The sequence below is a fragment of the Vitiosangium sp. GDMCC 1.1324 genome (genome assembly GCF_003044305.1).
In the GTDB taxonomy this organism is placed as follows: domain Bacteria; phylum Myxococcota; class Myxococcia; order Myxococcales; family Myxococcaceae; genus Archangium.
The window spans coordinates 235,419-254,311 of sequence record NZ_PZOX01000012.1; the positions used below are offsets into that span (position 1 = coordinate 235,419).

Annotated in this window: 15 protein-coding genes and 1 pseudogene; 10 read left to right on the forward strand and 6 right to left on the reverse strand. The window is 68.3% G+C overall.

Features of this window, described 5'->3' with window-relative positions; genetic code table 11:
- Window positions 1–540, forward strand: a complete 540-nt coding sequence (locus DAT35_RS31525; protein ID WP_108071914.1) for a hypothetical protein — start codon at window positions 1–3, stop codon at window positions 538–540.
- Window positions 541–597: 57 nt separating this feature from the next.
- Here the strand turns inward: DAT35_RS31525 and DAT35_RS31530 are convergent, their stop codons facing one another.
- The gene (locus DAT35_RS31530; protein WP_108071916.1) at window positions 598–1,131 is read right to left on the reverse strand and encodes an SMI1/KNR4 family protein; all 534 of its coding nucleotides are present in this window, start codon (window positions 1,129–1,131) and stop codon (window positions 598–600) included.
- 126 nt (window positions 1,132–1,257) lie between these two features.
- Here DAT35_RS31530 and DAT35_RS31535 point away from each other — a divergent pair, with 126 nt between their 5' ends.
- The 3 genes from DAT35_RS31535 (at window position 1,258) to DAT35_RS31545 (ending at window position 3,814) form a co-directional block, all read left to right on the forward strand.
- Complete coding sequence (locus DAT35_RS31535; protein ID WP_108071918.1) at window positions 1,258–2,100, forward strand: MoxR family ATPase; 843 nt, start codon at window positions 1,258–1,260, stop codon at window positions 2,098–2,100.
- 13 nt (window positions 2,101–2,113) lie between these two features.
- A complete protein-coding gene (locus DAT35_RS31540; RefSeq protein WP_108071920.1) occupies window positions 2,114–3,322 on the forward strand; it encodes a VWA domain-containing protein in 1,209 nt (402 codons plus the stop codon).
- A 96-nt stretch (window positions 3,323–3,418) separates the two neighbouring features.
- Window positions 3,419–3,814, forward strand: coding sequence for a hypothetical protein (locus DAT35_RS31545; protein ID WP_108071922.1), 396 nt, complete (start codon window positions 3,419–3,421; stop codon window positions 3,812–3,814).
- A gap of 75 nt (window positions 3,815–3,889) precedes the next feature.
- On the opposite strand, the gene DAT35_RS31550 is transcribed toward DAT35_RS31545, so the two are convergent.
- Window positions 3,890–4,213: a DUF4286 family protein gene (locus DAT35_RS31550; RefSeq protein ID WP_158501970.1), complete on the reverse strand. Its 324-nt coding sequence runs from the start codon at window positions 4,211–4,213 to the stop codon at window positions 3,890–3,892.
- Complete coding sequence (locus tag DAT35_RS31555) at window positions 4,210–5,400, reverse strand: DUF6068 family protein (RefSeq protein ID WP_108071926.1); 1,191 nt, start codon at window positions 5,398–5,400, stop codon at window positions 4,210–4,212. Before DAT35_RS31555 ends, DAT35_RS31550 begins: the two co-directional genes overlap by 4 nt.
- A gap of 57 nt (window positions 5,401–5,457) precedes the next feature.
- Between DAT35_RS31555 and DAT35_RS31560 the strand changes: the two genes are divergently transcribed.
- Window positions 5,458–7,491: a hypothetical protein gene (locus DAT35_RS31560; protein ID WP_108071928.1), complete on the forward strand. Its 2,034-nt coding sequence runs from the start codon at window positions 5,458–5,460 to the stop codon at window positions 7,489–7,491.
- A 99-nt stretch (window positions 7,492–7,590) separates the two neighbouring features.
- Window positions 7,591–7,743, forward strand: a complete 153-nt coding sequence (locus tag DAT35_RS59245; protein WP_158501971.1) for a hypothetical protein — start codon at window positions 7,591–7,593, stop codon at window positions 7,741–7,743.
- An 18-nt stretch (window positions 7,744–7,761) separates the two neighbouring features.
- On the opposite strand, the gene DAT35_RS31565 is transcribed toward DAT35_RS59245, so the two are convergent.
- The 3 genes and pseudogenes from DAT35_RS31565 to DAT35_RS31570 form a co-directional block, all read right to left on the reverse strand.
- Window positions 7,762–11,463: a serine/threonine-protein kinase gene (locus DAT35_RS31565; protein WP_108071930.1), complete on the reverse strand. Its 3,702-nt coding sequence runs from the start codon at window positions 11,461–11,463 to the stop codon at window positions 7,762–7,764.
- 90 nt (window positions 11,464–11,553) lie between these two features.
- Window positions 11,554–11,724, reverse strand: a pseudogene (locus DAT35_RS61115) (amidohydrolase); the annotation flags it as partial.
- A gap of 30 nt (window positions 11,725–11,754) precedes the next feature.
- The gene (locus DAT35_RS31570; RefSeq protein ID WP_108071932.1) at window positions 11,755–12,480 is read right to left on the reverse strand and encodes a YciI family protein; all 726 of its coding nucleotides are present in this window, start codon (window positions 12,478–12,480) and stop codon (window positions 11,755–11,757) included.
- Between the two features lie 421 nt (window positions 12,481–12,901).
- On the opposite strand from DAT35_RS31570, the gene DAT35_RS31575 reads away from it, so the two are divergent.
- The 4 genes from DAT35_RS31575 to DAT35_RS31595 all read left to right on the forward strand — a co-directional run bounded on the left by DAT35_RS31575 (window position 12,902) and on the right by DAT35_RS31595 (window position 18,787).
- Window positions 12,902–14,506 carry a PKD domain-containing protein gene (locus tag DAT35_RS31575; protein ID WP_108071934.1) on the forward strand — a complete coding sequence of 535 codons (1,605 nt, stop codon included), beginning with the start codon at window positions 12,902–12,904 and terminating at the stop codon, window positions 14,504–14,506.
- A 346-nt stretch (window positions 14,507–14,852) separates the two neighbouring features.
- Window positions 14,853–15,848 (forward strand): hypothetical protein, encoded by a 996-nt coding sequence (locus DAT35_RS31585; protein ID WP_146209965.1) that lies wholly within the window; start codon window positions 14,853–14,855, stop codon window positions 15,846–15,848.
- 1 nt (window position 15,849) lies between these two features.
- Window positions 15,850–16,257 carry a hypothetical protein gene (locus DAT35_RS31590; RefSeq protein WP_108071940.1) on the forward strand — a complete coding sequence of 136 codons (408 nt, stop codon included), beginning with the start codon at window positions 15,850–15,852 and terminating at the stop codon, window positions 16,255–16,257.
- A gap of 232 nt (window positions 16,258–16,489) precedes the next feature.
- A complete protein-coding gene (locus tag DAT35_RS31595; protein WP_108071942.1) occupies window positions 16,490–18,787 on the forward strand; it encodes a zinc-dependent metalloprotease in 2,298 nt (765 codons plus the stop codon).
- The last annotated feature ends 106 nt before the right edge of the window (window positions 18,788–18,893 follow it).

Genomic DNA, 18,893 nt, shown 5'->3' on the forward strand with positions numbered 1-18,893 from the left:
ATGAATCTGCGTTCGACGATTTGGGCCGTGGCCGCCCTGATGGCTGGCGGCATGATGGGCTGCGGCAAGCAGCCGAGCTACTACCGCGTGGCCATCGACACGGCGCCCCTGAGCAACCTGCCCCCCAGTTGCTACCGCTCGGGCACGCCGCCCACGGACGACACGACCAGCAACGTCGTCACCGTCGACCAGTGGGTCATCTGGGACGGGGTGGATGACCGGAAGTACCTGCAGACGGGCGACATCAGCTATCCGCTGGGCGATGCCCAGGTGACCATCACCGCGGGTGATGCCATCGTGAGCAGTGCGGACAAGGACAAGACGACCTTCGTCGTCGAGCGCACGCGGACCAATCCCAGCCGCAGCCTCCGCGCCACCTATACCTTCGACAGCCTGGGGCAGACCGCCGAGGGCACGCTCGCGCTGAGCTACTCCTGCACGGGCACCGGGTGCGATCCCAACTGCGACGCCTCGCTGCACTTCGTGGGCCGTCTGCTCGACGTGGATCCGACGCTCATCGTGAACAACACCGCGGGCTAGTGCCGCGGCGATGGGCCTCTCCCGGCGCGGCCTCGAGGTCTCGCCGGGGGGAGGCCGTCATCCCAGCAGCCACCGCTTCAGCAGCACGAAGAGCCAGGCGAGCCCGAACCCCGTGGCCGCCGTCACGAGCAGGAGCAGCCAGTCCATCGGGGAGCCCCGCTCCTCCAGGACTCGGCGCCGCACCTCGGGCATCCCATCCGGGTTGATGGCGTCCATCAGGAGGTTCTCCCGCCAGTCCTCCACGTACTCGCGCGCCCACGACTCGAAGCCCTGGCCGTCGCGCTGCGTGCCCGGCGCTTCCAGGTGCCGGTCGATCCACCAGACCCGGGCTTCGGGTGAGCTCAGGTTGATGGCGGAGACGGCGCTGTCCCGGTGGCCGATGGAGAACAGGTGCTCGGGCCAGGGTTCACCCACGCGGCCGCGCCGCAGCTCACGGTTGAGCTGGATGAGCCCGTCCGCGTCGTCCCACAACTCCGTGTCGGTGTTGCCGGCGAGGGCGGCGATCGGGAACCGCTCCATCAGCCGCCGGTAGCTGGGGGGGAGCTCGATGTCCAGCTCGCGCTCGATGCGCTGGAGGTCGGAGGCGTTCATGGGCGGGCTCCCCACTGTACCTCCCCTCGATGTGACGCGCCCGGGCGGACGGGCGCATGGCGGGAGGGCGGGGCTGGATGCCAGGCAGGCGGAGGAGCCGGGACGGTGTTAAGGAAGGGGCACGCCATGACGTCTTCCTCATCCCGTTTCCGCGGAACCGATTCCTACCTCTCCAGCGAGGGCCTCCAGGCCGCCGTCAACTGCGCGCTGACGCTCCAGCGTCCGTTGCTGGTGCGCGGCGAGCCCGGCACGGGCAAGACGCTGCTGGCCGAGGCCGTGGCCCAGAGCCTGGGCCTGCGTCTGCTCACCTGGCATGTGAAGAGCACCACGCGCGCCCAGGACGGCCTGTATGTCTACGACACCGTGCAGCGCCTGTACGACTCGCGCTTCGGCGACGGGGACGTGCGCGACATCCGCCGCTACATCCGTCTGGGGCCCCTGGGCGAGTCCTTCGCCTCGAAGGAGCGGGTGGTGCTGCTCATCGACGAGGTGGACAAGGCGGACCTGGAGTTCCCCAATGACTTGCTCCACGAGCTGGACCGGATGCGCTTCCGCGTCTCGGAGACGAACGAGGACGTGGCGGCCACGCACCGCCCGGTCGTCATCATCACCAGCAACAACGAGAAGGAGCTGCCGGACGCCTTCCTGCGCCGGTGCGTCTTCCATTTCATCGACTTCCCGGACCAGGAGCTGATGCGGCGGATTGTGGCGGTGCACCACCCGGGGCTGGACGAGTCGCTGACGGAGCAGGCGCTCAAGGTCTTCTACGAGCTGCGCAACTTCACGCGGCTGCGCAAGCGGCCGTCCACGAGCGAGCTCGTGGATTGGATTGCCGTGCTCAAGGCCAACGGCGTGACGAACGTGAAGCTGGAAGACAACCTGCCCTTCCTGGGAGCGCTGCTCAAGCGCGAGCAGGATTTGCTGTCGGTGGCGGAGGCCTTCGGGCGCGGCCGCCGGACGAAGGCCTGAGCCGGAGCGAGCCATGTTCCTGCCCTTCCTCTACGAATTGCGGCGGCGCGGGGTGCCGGTGGGCGCGCAGGAGGCGCTGTCGCTGGCGGGAGCGCTGAAGGCGGGGCTGCACGACAGCTCGCTGGACGGCTTCTACCACGTGGCGCGGGCGCTGCTGGTGCACGCGGAGACGCACCTGGATGCCTTCGACCAGGCCTTCCTGGCGCACTTCAAGGGGATGGAGGGGGCGGGGCAGCAGCTCACGCAGGAGCTGCTGGAGTGGTTGAAGGAGGCGCGGGAGAAGCGCGAGCTCACCCCGGAGGAGCGGGAGTTGCTGGAGCGCTTCGACGCGGAGGAGCTGGAGAAGCTCTTCCAGCAGCGACTGGAGGAGCAGCGCGAGCGGCACGACGGTGGGACGAAGTGGATTGGGACGGGGGGCGCCTCGCCCTTCGGGCACTCGGGCAATCCGCGCGAGGGCTTCCGGGTGGGAGGCGAGGGCGCCCAGGGGACGGGGGGCCGCATGGCGATGAAGCTCGCGGGAGCGCGGAAGTACCAGGGCTACCGGGGCGACGTGGTGCTGGACACGCGGCAACTAGCGGTGGCGCTGCGCAAGCTGCGGGCCTTCACGCGTGAAGGAGCGCCGGACGAGCTGGATGTGGAGGGCACCATCGCGTCCACGGCGAAGAACGCGGGCGAGCTGGAGGTGGTGACGCGCCCGCCGCGCCGGCCGAACACGCGCGTGGTGTTGATGATGGACGTGGGTGGCTCCATGGACCCGTACGCGCACCTGGTGAGCCGGCTCTTCTCGGTGGCGAAGCAGGCCACGCACTTCAAGGAGCTGCGCACGTACTACTTCCACAATTGCGTGTACGGGCGCGTGTTCGACTCGCCGTACCTGGTGGGAGGCATCAGCGTGCCGGAGCTGTTGGGGCAGGTGGGCCGGCACTTCAAGCTGGTGGTGGTGGGGGACGCGTTGATGGCGCCGTACGAGCTGGCGATGCGGACGAACTCCGAGGGCCGCTACGACCCGAATGAAGGCAAGGAGGGGCTGGTGTGGCTGATGGAGCTGGCGCGGCACTTCGAGCGCAGCGCGTGGCTCAACCCGGAGCCTCCGCAGACGTGGCGTGGCAACACCATCCAGGCGGTGAAGAACGTCTTCGACATGTTCCCGCTGACGCTGGAGGGACTGGGAGACGCGGTGGCGCACCTGACGAAGGGGCGCGTGGTGCGCGGTCGCCGGTAGCGGCCAGCCCTTTCTACGCTCAGTGTTACTTATCCGGCACGAAAGCAGGGCTCCTGACGCTAGGATGCGCGCGTCTCACCAACCCAGGAGCCGGAGATGAAGAGCCAGTGGCTGAGTGCAGCGGTCCTCGCGGTAGCGGTGGCAATGAGCGCCTGCGGCGGCACGCAGGCGGAGCCCGAGACGACGCCGGAGCAGGGCAACGTCGAGGGGCTGTACCCGCGGTGTGATGCGAATGGGAACTGCGGGCCGGGGTTCACCTGTATCAATGGGGTCTGCCGCCCGGGCGTCATCGAGCTGCTCCCGCAGTGTGACGAGGAGGGGAACTGCCCGACGGGGTACTACTGCCCCGGTGGTCCGGGAAGCACCTGTCGTCGGGGTGGCGTCAGCGCGCAGCTCCCGCAGTGTGATGAGGACGGGAACTGCCCCGTCGGCTTCGTCTGCCGCAATGGCCCGGGAAGCACCTGCTACCGGGGCGTGGCCGTCGCCCAGTGAGCTGAACGTCTGATTCCACGGCTCCTGGCGCTGCTTCGCCAGGAGTCGTGTCACCGGAGCGGGCCTCCTGCCCACTCAGCCGAAGCTGGCGGCCTCGGTGAGGGTGGCTCGAGTGGCGCGCATCGCCGAGCCGAACCGAGCGACCCCATCCGCGCGCAGCCGCTTCACCGCCTCGCCACCCAGGTAACGCTCCACCGCTTCCTGGCCCGTGAGCTCATACCAAGCCACGTAGCGGACCCATCCATCCTGTGCCCGCGACGCGTCCTTCCACAGGCGGCAGCGCAGGAAGCCGGGCTCTCGGAGCACCTCGGGAATGTGCAGCTCCCGCATCCACCGCAGCCACTCTGGCTCGGAGTCGGGCGCCACCTCGAGGGTGATGGCGTAGGCGGTGGGCGTCACTTCTGGCCCCCGAGCCACGAGCCCCACCGCACGAGCCGCACGCCACCCTCGGACTCGCGCTTGCCACCGGCGAGCACGCGCTCGGTGTCGCTGGAGAGCGGCTGGAAGCGCGCCTCATACGGCAGGCCCGCGAGCGCCGGGGCCCACGGCTCGGCCGCATACGTCTCCGAGGAGACGCGCTGGATGCGCTCGACGTTCTCGGTGTGCTGCTCGGTGAGGGCGGGCACGTTGCGGTCCTCCGCGGTGAAGGTGCCGCGGCTACCGGACGCGGCGGCCGCGGGCGGCCAGTCCCCCTCGCTCAGCGCACCGAAGGTCAGCTCCGTCAGCACCTCCTCGAGGGGCTCGGGCTCGGCCTGCGAGAAGTCGGAGCAGGCGGGGGCGTTGGTGTCGATGGGGCCCTCGGTGCGCAGGAGGTAGCCACGCTCGGCGGCGAAGCACGAGCGCTGCACGCTGGGCGAGGGGCCCACCACGTCCACGCGCCGGTCGTAGTACGCGCCAGGGCCCAGGGGCCGCTCCAGCGCCGGCACCGGAGCGCTGGTGCTGGCCGAGCCCTCGCGGAACTCGCGCAGCGTGAGCTGGATGCCGCCCGGGACGTGGAAGCCAGCGGACTCGGTGCTCGCGTCGATCAGACCATGGGTGAGGTACAGCGGGCCCGGCTCGTTGGCGTACACGCGCGTGCGCAGCGGGCCGTCCACGGGGCGCTGGTCGCTGACGTAGCGCATGGCCTCCCAGGTGCGGCCGGCGACGGAGGGACGCTCGGCGGTGGCCTCGCCCTGGTGGGGCACGTCGATCGGCCGTGTCACGTCCGCGCGCACGGGGATGAGCTGCTCCTGCGCGAGCCGCGTCTGGGACAGGGGCTTGCCGGCCTCGTCGGTGTAGGCCAGCCGCACCCAGACCCAGGGCTGCTGCACGGACACCACCTCCAGCGTCACCAGACCCTTGAGGGTCCGCGCGGTGCCGCCGCCGCCGCGGGGCTCGGGTCCCTGGGTCGCGGAGAAGGAATACGTGACGCGGTCACCCACGCGGGCACGCTGCCAGTCGTCTTGCGCCTGCACGGACGCGGGATTCTGGGCCTGCGTGTCGGAAGGAGAAGGGCCGCTCGACTTCGTACTCTCACAGCCCGGGAGGATGGACAGGGCCGCGCCCAGCAGCGCGGCGAGGGGAAGAGGGGAGTGGCGCATTTGCATGGGAGACTTGATACACCGGGAGTGTATTCACTCCCATCTTTCGCTGGAGCCGCGCGCATGCCCCCGTCCCTGCCCATCCGCCGCGTCGTCCTCTACAAGCATGGAGTTGGCTACTTCGAGCGCCGCGGAAAAGTGAACGGCAGCGAGACGCTCCACTTCGACTTCAAGGCCCGGGACATGAACGACGTCCTGAAGTCGATGACGGTGTTGGACCTGTCGGGCGGCTCGGTGTCGGCGGTGAGCTATGACTCCACCAAGCCGCTGGAGCAGTTGCTGCAAGAGGCCACCATCCGGATTCCGGACTCGGGCAGCCTCACGGCGCTGCTGGGGCAGATCAAAGGCGCGCGGGTGCGCGTGCGGGTGGGCAGGGAGCAGCAGGTGGAGGGCGTCATCGTGGGGCTCGAGTCCCTGCCGGTGGCCCAGGGCGAGACAGCGGTTCACCGGCCCTTCCTGACGTTGCTGGTGGGCGCCTCCCTGCGCAGCTTCGATCTGCTGGATGTGGCGGAGCTGACCTTCCTGGACGACACCGTGCGCAAGGACCTCGAGTTCTACCTGGCCACGGTGCTGTCCTCGTACAAGAAGGACACCAAGCGGCTGTCCGTGCTCACCGCGGGTGAGGGCGAGCGGGAGCTGTTCGCCTCGTACGTGTTGGAAGCGCCGGTGTGGAAGACCAGTTACCGGATTCTCCTGGAGGAGGAGCAGAAGCCGCTGTTGCAGGGCTGGGCGGTGGTGGACAACACGGGGGACGAGGACTGGGAGGACGTGGACCTGGCGCTCATCGCCGGGCTGCCGGTGTCCTTCGTGCACGACCTCTACAACCCGCGCTACATGAAGCGGCCGGTGGTGGAGGTGCGCACGGAAGCGGCCGCCGCGCCCGTCATCCCCGAGGAGGGTTTCGCGCAGGAGGAGGCGTTTGCCGAGGCGCCGATGGAGATGGCGGCGGACCTGGCTCCCGCCATGGCGGCGCCCGCTCCCATGATGAGGACCTTCGGGGCGGCGCCAGGCGCGGCGCGCCCGAGCCGGCGCGAGGCGATGGAGCGCAGCGCGGGGGTGAAGACGCTGACGAAGGAGGTGGGGGACCTCTTCGAGTACCGGGTGGACCACCCGGTGACGGTGCACCGCAACCAGAGCGCGCTGGTGCCCATCCTGCACCGTCCCTTCGAGGGCCGGCGGGTGCTGCTCTACAACCGCGCCACGCGCGAGAAGAACCCCATGGCGTGCATCGAGCTGAAGAACACCACGGGGCTGACGCTGGAGGGTGGCCCGGTGACGGTGACGGAGGGGGACACGTACGTGGGCGAGGCCATGCTGGACACGATGAAGCCGGACGACCGGCGCTTCGTGCCGTACGCGGTGGAGCTCGGGTGCGTGGTGTCGGTGGAGGACCGGACGGAAGACGGGCCGGTGCTCAAGGCGGTGGTGAACCGTGGCGTGCTGACGGTGGAGTTCTACCACTTCCGGCGCACGCACTACTCGGTGCGCAACAAGGCGAAGCGGGCGCAGACGCTGTACCTGGAGCATCCGCGCACGGGCTGGCAGTTGCAGGACACGCTGGAGCCCGACGAGACGACGGACAACTTCTGGCGCTTCAAGCGCGAGCTGGCGTCCGGCGCGAACGAGGACTTCGCCGTCACCGAGTACTCGGGCGGGCAGCGCACGTATTATCTGTCGAATACCGGACTGGACGAGGTGGGCTTCTTCCTGAGCTCGGGCTTCATCGACGAGCGCGTGGCCCAGGGCATCCGCGAGGTCATCTCCATCCGTGACCGGGTGGCGCGGCTCGCCGAGGACGAGCGGCGGCTCACGGACGAGCGCACGCAGCTCTTCAAGGACCAGGAGCGCATCCGGGCCAACATCGAGACGCTCAAGAGCGGGGCCTCGCAGCGGGAGCTGGCCGAGCGCTTCGTGACGAAGCTCAACGAGCAGGAGGACCGGTTGGAGGCCATTGCCCGCGAGCTGGAGCGGGTGGCGCGCGAGAAGCGCGAGGCGCAGGAGGAGGTGAACCGCAAACTCCAGGCGCTCTCCTTCACCGCGGACCTCGGCACGCCGTCCGCCCAGAAGGCCAAGGGTCGTGGGAAGGACAAGGCGTAGTCCTCCTTCTCGCCGTGACCGGATAGGTATGGCATCATGTTCGCGGCCGCGGGGCTGCCCGCTGCCAGCGAAGCCAATTCAGGAACTGGGAGGGGAACGATGCTGCCGAAGAACGACGAGACCGAGAGCACGGAGCAGGAGGTGAAGACCCAGGGCGCTACCACCTACGTGAGCAACGGCGGGCACAACGAGCCGCCGGTGGGAGTCGCCGCGGAACCCAACGAGGCGTCTGGCCCCGCGAATCCGCTGTAACGGGCCCTCCGCGCCGGCTCAATTTCCCTGTGCGCCAGGCGGCCGGGCCGACCCGATGAGTCGTTGCACGCGCTGGAGTTGATGAGCCCAGGTGTGCTCGAGGTTGCGATTGTCCGCCAGCGCCTGGGTGAAGTCCTCCTGGGCCTGGTTCCATTGCATCTGTTGCTCGGGCTGCGCTGAGCCCTCCGCTCGCGCGAGCACGAGGCTCGCCCTCAGGACGCGAGCCTCCGGCCAGTGAGGGCGCTCCTCCAGCAGGGCCCTGGCCAACGCGAGCCCCTGCTCCAGCAGCGGGTGGGGATTCTCGCCCCGCTTCGCCGTCCAGGCGGCCCACTCCCGGTAGAAGTGGCCCAGGGTCAACCGGGAATCCACTTGGGTGGGGTCCAACTCGAGTGCCCGCCGGAAGGCCTGTTCCGCCTCCTTGAAGTCCGTGGCGTGGGCCTGTCCCTGGCGTGCCTTCCACCGGGCCTGGAGCTCTCGCACCCGCCCGAGGTTCAGTTCGTTGTCGGAGTCATTGGGGTTGCGTGCGAGGGCCTCGCGCAGTGCCTCCGAGGCCCGCGACAGGCTCCTGCTCGGATCCCTCCCCTGGTCCAGCTCGAAGGCCGCCTGGGTGTAGTACAGCTGGCTCAGATTGGCCCAGGGGAGCGGGTGCTCCGGCGCCAGTTGAAGGGCTTTCTGGTAGGCCTCCTGCGCCGCGCGCACGCTCGGGCCGGGTTCCTCTCCCTGGGCGCGGAGCCAGGTGGCGCGCCGGGTCTGCATCCAGCCGAGGTTGTTGTAGGCCGAGAACTTGCGGGGAGCCACCTGGATGGCCTGCTCGAAGGCGTGCTGGGCCTGGGCGAGCAATGGGAAGGGCTCCTCGCCATGGTCCCACGCCTCGCCCGCCAGCCGGGTCAGCACCAGGCCCTCGCCATTGAGGAGGTAGGGGAGCCGGCCATCGATGGCGAGCCCCTGGCGGTACCGCTCGAGCGCCTTCTCCAGCTCCGCTCGGGCCTCCGCGGGGTGCGCCCCGCTCCTGTTCGCCTTCCGCTCGTGGACCTGCCCCTCGTAGTAGTACAGCAGCACGCTGCGGGGGTTGAGCGCCCGCGCCTCGCCGAGCGCCTGCCTTGCCCGCTCCAGGTCCCCATCCGGGTCCGGGGCGCGCGGACGCGAGACGCGCAGGAGGTAGGCATTGACGAGGTCCGTCCAGGCGATCAACTGGGTCCCATCCATCTTGACGGCCGTGCGATAGGACTCGATGGCCTTGCCCAGCCTGGGCAGCGAGTCCTGGCCGGTCTGATGGTCGTACTCCGCCCACGTGCCGTAGATGAGACCCAGCAGCCTGTGGCTCTGGGCATCCCGGTCCTCCAGGGCGAGCCCCTCGATGACGTCAACGGCCTGGCGGAGCTGCTCGCGAGGATCCTGATTGCGGAGCTGGCGGGTCCGCCCCCACTGCAAGAAGAGCCATCCCAGCTCCTTTCGGGCCTCGGGCCGTTCGGGCGCGAGCTCCCGAGCGGCCCGCGCGGCCTCGAGCGCATGCTGGAGGGGCTCCTGCACGTCTCCTCCCCGGGTGATGCGGTCCTCGGCCAGGCGGCGATGGAAGCGCGCCTCCAGGACCCTGGATTCGTAATGGTCGGGCGCCACCGCGAGGGCACGTGACACTGCCTGGAGACCGCGCTGGAAGGGCGGCTCGATGTCGCCGTGGCCGTAGAGCTCCATCTCCATCACGGCGAGCTCGAGCCGGGCCAGCGCGTGGTGGAGGGCGGGGTTGCTTCGGCCGATATCCACGGCCCGCTCGTAGGCCCTGCGGCTGGCGGCGAAGGCGGCCCGGGCCTGCTCGTATCCGCCCTGGTTCCAATGCGCCGTGGCCGAGGCCAGGAAGATGTCTCCCCGGAGCCGGGGCGCCTCATAGAACCCGGGGGAGCTGTCCCCCAGGGCATCCAGGCGGGCCAGGGCATCGTCGAGGCGGCCCTCGAAGAAGGCGAGGAGTGCCGCCACGTAGTCCGGAGGTACCGGAGCGCCCGCGCTTCGCCGGAGGTATGCGAGCGCTGGGTCCCGCAGGCTCCGCTCAAGCTCCTGCTTGCGTGCTTCGCGCCGCCGCTGGGGTGAAGTGTCGCTGGGGTCCGCCTTCCCGCGCTGCTGCTGGTAGTCGCGCTCCACCTCCAGCAGCCGCTCCTGGTAGAGGTGACCCATCACCAGGGCCAACGTATAGGCCACCTGGGGCTCGCGGAAGCCCCGCTTCCATGCGGCCTCCAGGTGCTCCCGGGCCTTCGTCTGGTCTCCGAGCGCGAGGAAGCCCTGTCCCAGCGCGTAGTGGCCCGGCCCCTGACCCAGGTCGCCGGCCTCGCGCATCTCGGCCTCCAGCTCGCGCATCCACGCCTGGATGGTCTCCCGGTCGGCTCGGGTGTCATGCGGCGGCGACAGGTGCGAGTGCAGGGCATGGCCCTCGATGTCCTTCGCCTTGGCGGTGAAGCGGCTCGCCAGGAGCTCACGCTGGGAGGCCTCGCGGCTCGCCAGCACGGCCTGGCCCACGGCGAGCGCCACCACGATGAGCGCCACCGAGCCCGTGATGACGAGGGCCCGGTGTTGGCGCGCCTTCTTGCGCAGGCGGCTCCAGGGCCCGATGGGGCGTGCCCGCACCGGCTCGCCGTTGAGGAACCGGTCCAGGTCCTCGGCGAGGGCGCGCGCCGAGTCGTAGCGGGCCGAGCGGTCCTTCTCCAGGCACTTGAGGACGATGGCCTCCAGGTCCACCGGGATGTCCACGTCGAGCGAGCGCGGGGGACGCGGCTCCACGAGGGGGATGTTGCTGAGCACCTCCAGGTGGTTCTTGCCCGGGATGGGGAAGGTGCCCGTCAGCAGGTGGTAGAGCGTGGCGCCCAGGCTGTAGACGTCCGCGCGCCGGTCGAGCCGTGCCACCTCGCCGCGAGCCTGCTCGGGCGCCATGTAGTGCGGCGTGCCCAGCACCGAGCCCGTGGCCGTCGTCCCTTCCTTCCAGTCGCGCGCCAGCCCGAAGTCCATGACGTAGGGCTCGAGCTTCCCGTCCTCCGTCCGCGCCACCAGGATGTTGGAGGGCTTGAGGTCCCGGTGGATGAGGCCGGCGCGGTGGGCGGCGTGCACGCCCTCGGCGGCATCGCGGAGCACCATCGCCTTCTGCTCGACGGTGAGGTGCTTTGCCATTTGGTTCAACGTCTGCCCGTCGATGTACTGCATGGCGATGTACGTGCGGCCCTGGAACTCGCCGACCTCGTACACCTGGCACACGCGCTCGTGGACCACCCGGGCCTGCGCCCGCGCCTCGAAGACGAAGCGGCTCGCGGTGTCGGGGTCGTCGTCGCGCACGAACTTGAGGGCGACGTCGCGCCTCAGCTTCATGTCATGGGCGAGGTAGACCCGTCCCATGCCGCCCTGTCCGAGCAGGCGCACGTACCGGTAGCGCTCCCACCCGGACACGGGAAAGTCCGGCGTCTCCTCGAAGGGGGGGACGCGAAGGGCGCGCTGATTCCGCGTCGCGCTGTCCAGGGTGAGGGTGCTGTGCGGGGTGAGGGTGCTGGGTGGGACGGGCCCCGGCGCGGCTTCTCCGCGCAGCGAGGCCAGCGAGTCCGCGGAGAGCAGTCCCCGCTCCACGAGCAACTCCAGGGAGGCGCGTCCCAGGCGGAGTGCTTCCACGTGCAGGGCCTCCGCCTCGTCCCTGGAGAGGAGGCCCTTCGCCACGGCCATGCGCAACTCCGAGTCATAGGCGTCGAACACGGAAGCCCCCTGGGAGAGCGCGCATGTTACAGCCACGGGCGGGAGACGGATATGCGGCGGGGCGGCTCCGCCGCGGAGCCTCTACCGGAGGTCCGCATCCATCCCCGGCTTCAGCCGCCCTCTCTTATTCTCCGCGAATGCGGCATGGGCGGAGCCCACCGTGAAGCCCTCCAGTGCCTCTTGGCCGCTCAGTTGCTCCTCGGGGTACCAAACACTCGAGGGCTGGCTCCGCGCGTTCTGCCTGGCAGCTCTCAGCGCCGCCCCGTGGCTCGGAGCGGCGTCACGCCTTGCTCACCACTCCGGTATCTGCCGGACCTCGACCTCGTTCACCTTCACGATGTCGCCGAAGCGTATCGCCCACTCGATGGCCGCGGCCTTCGACGGGAGGTCGAGGAGCGCATAGCCGGCGACGAGCTCCTTCGATTCCGCGAACGGCCCGTCGATCACGGTGTGCTTGCCGCCTTTGAAGCGGATACGCGCGCCCTTCTTCGTGCTCGCGAGGCCGTTGGTCGCCTCGAGCACGCCCGCCTTCGTCATCTCGTCGATGAGCGCGCCCATCTTCGCCATGAGCTGCGGATCCGGCGGTACTTCGTTCTCCGAGCGCTCGTCCATCTTGTGCATCGACAAGAAGCGGAGTGGCGGGTTCTCCGGCTTCGGCACCATGCCGAGGTCCCACGGCTCGACGACCGGACCCATGATGAGTTCCACGTCGCCGAGCACGGCCGCGAACTTGTCGCACCACGAGATCGCCTCCTGCTTCGAGCGCACGCGCATGAGCGCGAAGCCGGCGACGAGCTCCTTGGCCTCGGTGAAGGGGCCATCGGTCATCGTGCGCTTGCCGTTCTTGTAGGCGATGTGCACCCGCTGCGACGAAGGCTTGAGCCCTTCGCCCGAGACGAAGACCTTCTCCTTCGCGGCCTCCCCGATGAGCTTGCCGACGCCCTCAATGATCGCCGGCTCCGGCGGGAGGCCCTTCTCCATCTCTTCCGTCATCTTGTGCATGACCATGAATCGCATCGCGTCTTTCCCCTGGGTTCGAGCTGGGCCTCATGCCTCGCTTCTGGAACGGCGACGAACCAGCCGGGGCCAGATCGACACACGTGGGCCCACTTTTTTTGGCGGCCTGACGTTTTCTGAAACCCTCGTATTTCCAATGGGTTGCGTTCTGCCCACTCCCTCAACACGGCGCGGGAGAGCACGGTGCGGGAGTTGGAGATCTGAGCTGCCAGGCGAGACTCCGACCAGAATCCGGTTAAAACATTATTTCCATGTTTAAATTGATTAACATGTTGACACTCCGATTTCGGCGCTCGCAATGTGGGCCCGTCGCCGAGGCCGGCGACAGGGAGCGCGCGAGCGGGCCGCGGGCAGTCCCGCAGCTCGTACGGCGCGCATCGATGCCATCGCGTCCACGACGCGCATTGCAGGGGATCGCACCATGCCGAAGTCGAAGCAACTCTCGTCCTGCCTCCGTCCCGCCCGCCGAGCCTGGCCGGCGCTCGCCGCCCTCGCCCTGGCCGCGAGCGCGCCGGCGGCCCATGCCTATTCGGCCGTCTACGGCGGCGGCCCGTTCTATTCCGGTGGCACCGCGGTGATGGACGACCTGCGCAGCTCGGGCTTCACCACCGTGATGCTGTGGAGCTTCCACATCGAGGACAACGGCGACCTGGTCTACAACGACATCCCGGTGGTCAAGAATGGCGCCTACATCGGCGACCCGGCTTGGCCGACGCGGCTGGCCACGCTCAAGACCGCGCCGACCTCGGTCAATCGCATCGAGGTGTCGATTGGCGCCTGGAGCGTTCCTGATTTCGAGCGCATGGCCAGGCTGGTCAACGGCACCGCCGCCGGCTGCGGCAGCACCATCGTCTGTGGCACCGGCAGCAGCAGCATCCTGTACCGCAACTTCCAGGCGCTGAAGACCGCCACCGGCGCCGACGCGGTCAACTTCGACGACGAGAGCGCCTACGACCTCGCCTCGACCACCCAGTTCGGGCAGATGCTGATCGGCCTGGGCTACAACATCACCTTCGCGCCCTACACCAATCAGAGCTTCTGGAAGAGCCTCAAGGACAACCTCGGCAGCGCGGTCGACACCATCTACCTGCAGGTGTACGACGGAGGCGCCGGCAACAATCCGGCGAGCTGGAACACCGCGATGGGCATGACCGTCGACCCGGGCCTGTGGTCGCGTCACGGCACCGGCTGCGGCAGCGGCGACAGTCCGGCCACGGTGCAGAGCAAGATGAGCAACTGGAAGGCCACCGCAGGCATCGTCGGCGGCTTCATGTGGCTGTATGACGATATCCAGGCGTGCTGGTCGCAGGGTACGACCGCGCAGTACGCGGCGGCGATCAACACCGCGGTCAGCGGCAACACCCCGCCGGTGGCCAATTTCGGCGTCAGCGTGAGCGGACTGACCGCGAACTTCAGCGACTCCTCCAGCGACATCGACGGCAGCATCGCCTCGCGCAGCTGGAATTTCGGCGACGGCAGCGGCTCGACCGCGACCAACCCCAGCCATACCTACGCCAGCACCGGCAACTACAACGTCAGCCTGACCGTGACCGACAACGGCGGCGCCAGCCACACCAAGACCCAGACCGTCTCGGTCGGCGCCGGCAACATCAACCTGGCGCTCAACAAACCGGCGACCGGCTCCAGCGCCTGCAACAGCAGCGAAACGCCGGCCAAGGCGGTCAATGGCAGCGTCTCCGGGGGCAACACCGACAAGTTCTGCTCGTTGACCTCTCCGTCCTGGCTGCAGGTCGATCTCGGCTCGGTGCAGACGGTCAGCAGCTTCGTGGTCAAGCATGCCGGCGCGGGCGGCGAATCGAGCACCTGGAACACCAAGGCCTTCACCATCCAGACCTCCAGCAACGGCACCAGCTGGAGCACCCCGGTGACGGTGACCAACAACACCGCCAACTCGTCGACCCACTCGATCAGCGCCACCTCGGCGCGCTACATCAAGCTCAACGTGACCACCGCGACCCAGAACGGCGACCCGGCGACGCGCATCTACGAATTCGAGGTGCGCTGACCCTGCCTCGAGGTTTCATCCTGGAGCCGGGAACCTGGAGGTACACACACATGTGCATCCACCCTCTCGGCATACGACTCGTCCCGGTCGTTCTCCTGCTTGCCTCAGGATGCAAGCAGGAGCCCCGGACAGTGGACAACCTTCTTGGCGCGGATAGCGATGGCAATGGAGTCCGTGACGATAAGGTCCTGGTGAATACTCGCGCGCGTGCCGATGCCTACAGCAGATACAACACCGCCCGGAGTGGGACCGTGATGCCACTCCCCGAAGGCGATACCTGTATCAAATAACATGAGAGGCATCATGTCATGACAACCCTTGCAGCCCGTTCCTGGAGGCCGTTTCCTTGCGTCTATTGAGCCGACTCGTGGTGGGTGTCCTGGGGTTCGCCCTGCTCGTCTCCGGAGCCCTCGGCTGGCGTGCCATGCAGGTCCAGCGTGAGCGGGACCGCCGCGTCGCGGAGCTGCGAGCGCAGCTGCCGAAGCTCCGCGCCGCCGAGTCGCTGAGCGCCACGGACGCGTGCCACCTGGCGGAGGCTTACTACCTGGAGCAGAAGCATGCGCTCGTCACGAGCTGCCGGGATGCCACTGTCGAGCCCACGAATCCCGGGGTGATGAAGTTCGTGGGGCTCCGCTATGCATACCACTGGGATGATGCGATCCTCGGGGGCGCCCACGTGCCGACGCTCTGTCTTGCGAAGGGGCCCGAAGGGTGGTCTGTCGCGGGCGAATCCTACCAGCTGGCGGACTGCCATTTCGCGGCGCCGACCGGAGCTGGGGCGCCCGAGGCGCAGGTGGCCCAGGCCCAGCGTGCACGCATGGAAGCCATGTATGCCGCGGTCAAAGAGGCTCTCGCGAAACCGGACTCGTCCAAGGACGTGTGTGACGGACTCACCCCCACCCGAGCCGTGGAGGTGCTGGATGCCGATCTCCTGGAGGTGGGCACGGGCGCGGGCGCGCGCGATCAGCGCAGCATTCGGTTCGGCGACCTGCTCTACAGCACCTGCTTCCCCAAGCCGGGCCAGCAGCCGTTGATGCCGTGTGGCGTGGGCCATCGCGAGCCCATTGCCTATGTCGTGGCCTTTGATGACATCCAGGAGGTGGCGCCGGTGGAGACGAAGCCGGGCGCGTTCGAAGGCGGCCTCTACACCGCGAGCGTGAAGCTCGTGGACGTGCGACAGCACGAGGTGCTCTGTCAGCGCGGCGTGACGTATACGCTCCCGTCCGAGGTCCTGACCACGAGGAGCAAGGGGCTGCGGGAAGCGTACTCCGAGGGGGTGCGCCAGGAGCTGCACAAGACCGTCAGCGCGCTCACCCAGGGGCAGCTCACCGTGGCGTTCTGAAATGAGAACCCATGAGCTCCTCGTGGTGGGCCTGATGATCGCCAGCCCGGTCTCGCTCGCGCAGGCGGACAGTCCGACCTACGTGTGCGGCAGTGGGGATCGGGGGGCGGGAGCCCGCGACATTCCCTGGAATACGGACGAGTGGCGCGAGCTCCAGCGCGCCGTGCTCCGCTACTGTGCCCGCGGCGCTGCGGTGGACCCGCAGCGCCATTGCAAGTACGTGGTTCCGCTCGTCAAACACGGGCACTGCGCCTTCGAGTTCTACGAGGCGAACGCATCGACTCCCGCGTGCATTGCGTTGGGGCGCCACTCCGACGCACCGGAGCTCTCGTGGCACGCAGAGCTCGAGCGCGTGCGCGGACGGTGGAGGGTGCATCGGCTCCTGTTCGACGATCTCGAGAGGCCGTAGCCGGAGCTGCGGTCCCGGCTCGAGCAGGCCTTTCGCAAAAACAATCTCCTTCAAATGCAAGCGTGTTTTGAGCGCTGCCCGGAATTGTTGCCGTTTGGAGGATGAGCGCATTCTGAGAAATCAATGTTTGCCTCATACGCAATTTAGTTGCCTATCATTGCGATGACACTCATTGCGGGTCACGTCCCCATGGGGCGAACCCATACATCCTTGAGTGACGCTGGAGGCAAACATGTTGAGGTGGCACTTCCCGTTGCGGCGCCTGGTTGGCGCCGTGTCCCTGGCCGCGACGTTCGCGACTGGTTGCAGCAACCCGGAGCAGGCTCCGGAGGCGCAGACTCCCGAGTCGTCGCCCTCGGCGGAGCTCAACGTCACGCTGGAGGACGCGTTCGTCGCCATTCCTCGCCAGGTGAGCGCGGAGCAGCGACAGCAGGTGCAGCAGAAGCTCGACGGGGTGGTGGAGGACGCGGGCCAGAGCTTCTACATCGCCATCCGCAAGAGCGAGCTGGCCCAGAAGTGGTTCCTGTCCGCGTTCGTGAAGCAGAACTTCCCGGGAGGGGTGAGCTACTCCGCGGGCAGCTCGCTGGGTACGCGCGTGGTGAGCTTCAAGGTGCAGAACGGCAAGCTGTTCGTCTTCGACGTGGACGACCGCAAGACGAGCAGTGATGTGTTCGATCCCCAGGTGCTCGTCGAGGCCTATCCCATCGTCTCCGACTACGCCGCGTTCAACCGCGTGCGCGGCTCGGACCAGTACGTGCTGTTCGATCCCGTCTCGGGCCTCAACCACTTCGGCGTGGTGGGCGATCAGCTCGGTGAGTACGGTCAGCGCTTCCAGGTGGAGCTGAGCTTCGCCCAGCGCTTCCGCCGCATCTCGGACGGCGTCACGTTCGAGCAGGTCTTCACTGGCTACTCGGACACGCCGGACCCCTACTCCGGCGAGCTGCTGGAGAAGAACCAGTTCCGCACGTCCGGCACGCTGGGCATCGGTCTGCGCAAGTACTCCGAGGGCCAGGGCTACACCCCCACCGAGCTGCCACCCCTGGAGCACTACTTCCGCAGCGAGCCGCGCCTGATTCCCAACACGGGGCAGGTGAAAGAGGTCGCCGCGAAGTGGAACATCCACCCGGGCATGAAGCCCATCAAGTGGTACATCTCTGACCACATCCTGTCCGTCCAGGCCGATCCTCGCTACACGGGCTATGACCTGGTGGCAGCGGTGAAGCGTGGCATCGAGGGCTGGAACTCGGTCTTCGGCTTCAAGGTGTTCGAGGCCGCGGTGGGCGACAGCTCGCTGAGCTTCGCGGATGACGACAAGAACGTCCTCATCTTCGACCCGGACGACTCTGTGGGCTTCGCGTTCGCCAACTGGCGCACCAATCCCAACACGGGCGAGATCCGTGGCGCGAGCGTCTACTTCAACACGCTCTGGCTGAAGTACGCGGACACCATCCTTAGCCACGGCGCGAGCGCCACCGCCACCGCGTACACCCCGACGGCGAAGGCGACGAAGCCGGCGCACCTGTCGTGGGCCGGGATGAAGGGCACTCCGCTGTGCGAGCTGGAGGCGCCTCAGTTCCGCGCGCCGGCCCTCGGGCTGGCTCAGCTCGAGAACAGCCTCCAGGGGGCGAGCGCGGCGCTCACCAAGAAGCAGATCGTCGAGCAGTACCTCACGCACGTGGTGCTCCACGAGGTCGGCCACACGCTGGGTCTGCGCCACAACTTCGCGGGCTCGCGGGTGTTCAACGGTACCCCCGGCACCCAGCGGTCCAGCTCGGTGATGGACTACGTGTACGATCCGGATGCGGTCTATGGGGACACGCCGGGCAGCTACGACGTGCAGGCCATCCGCTACCTCTACGGGCTGTCCTCGCAGCTGCCCACCGACGCGTTCTGCACGGACCAGGACACGCGGTTGGACCCGTACTGCATCCGGTACGACCGCTACGACGATCCGCTCACCTTCTGGTACGGCCCGTACCACCAGCTCATCATCGAGCTCATCCTGGAGGGCAGCGCGACCTTCGATGAGTTGTCCTACGCGTTCAACTCCTACAGCAACACCGAGTTCCAGTTCGTGCGCGCGGCCAACCCGGAGACCCAGGCCTACGCGTACGATCTCGCCATGGCCCAGGTGCGCCCGCCGCTGGTGGTGCCGGACGGCGCGATCCCGGAGTACGCCGCGCTGGCGGACGGCCTTGCCACCCGCATCCTCTCGCGCCTGTACCTGGATCCGGCGTCGCAGCGAGGCTCCTTCACCAACAACCCACCGAACACGCCGGCCCTCACGGCCAAGGTGGTCACTGACCTCAAGAGCATCCTGCTCAACGTGGACGGCATCCGCAGCTACGCCTCGCGCCGCACGGCGGTGGACATCCTGAAGACCCAGCAGTCGCTGCCCGCCTACTCGGCGCTGCGCGAGGCGAAGAACACCCTCACCGCCCAGCTACCGACGCTGTCCGGCGATACGCTCCTGCAGACCGAGGACCTGGTGGCCCGCATCTCGGCGGCCATCTCGCCCTACTACCGCTGAGCCTGACTTCGTCCCCTCTGGCGCGACCGCCAGGGGGGCAGGGGGGCGCACCGAGGGAGCGAGGAGGTCCGCGGACGGGTGGGGCGAGGACCGAGATGACGCGCGA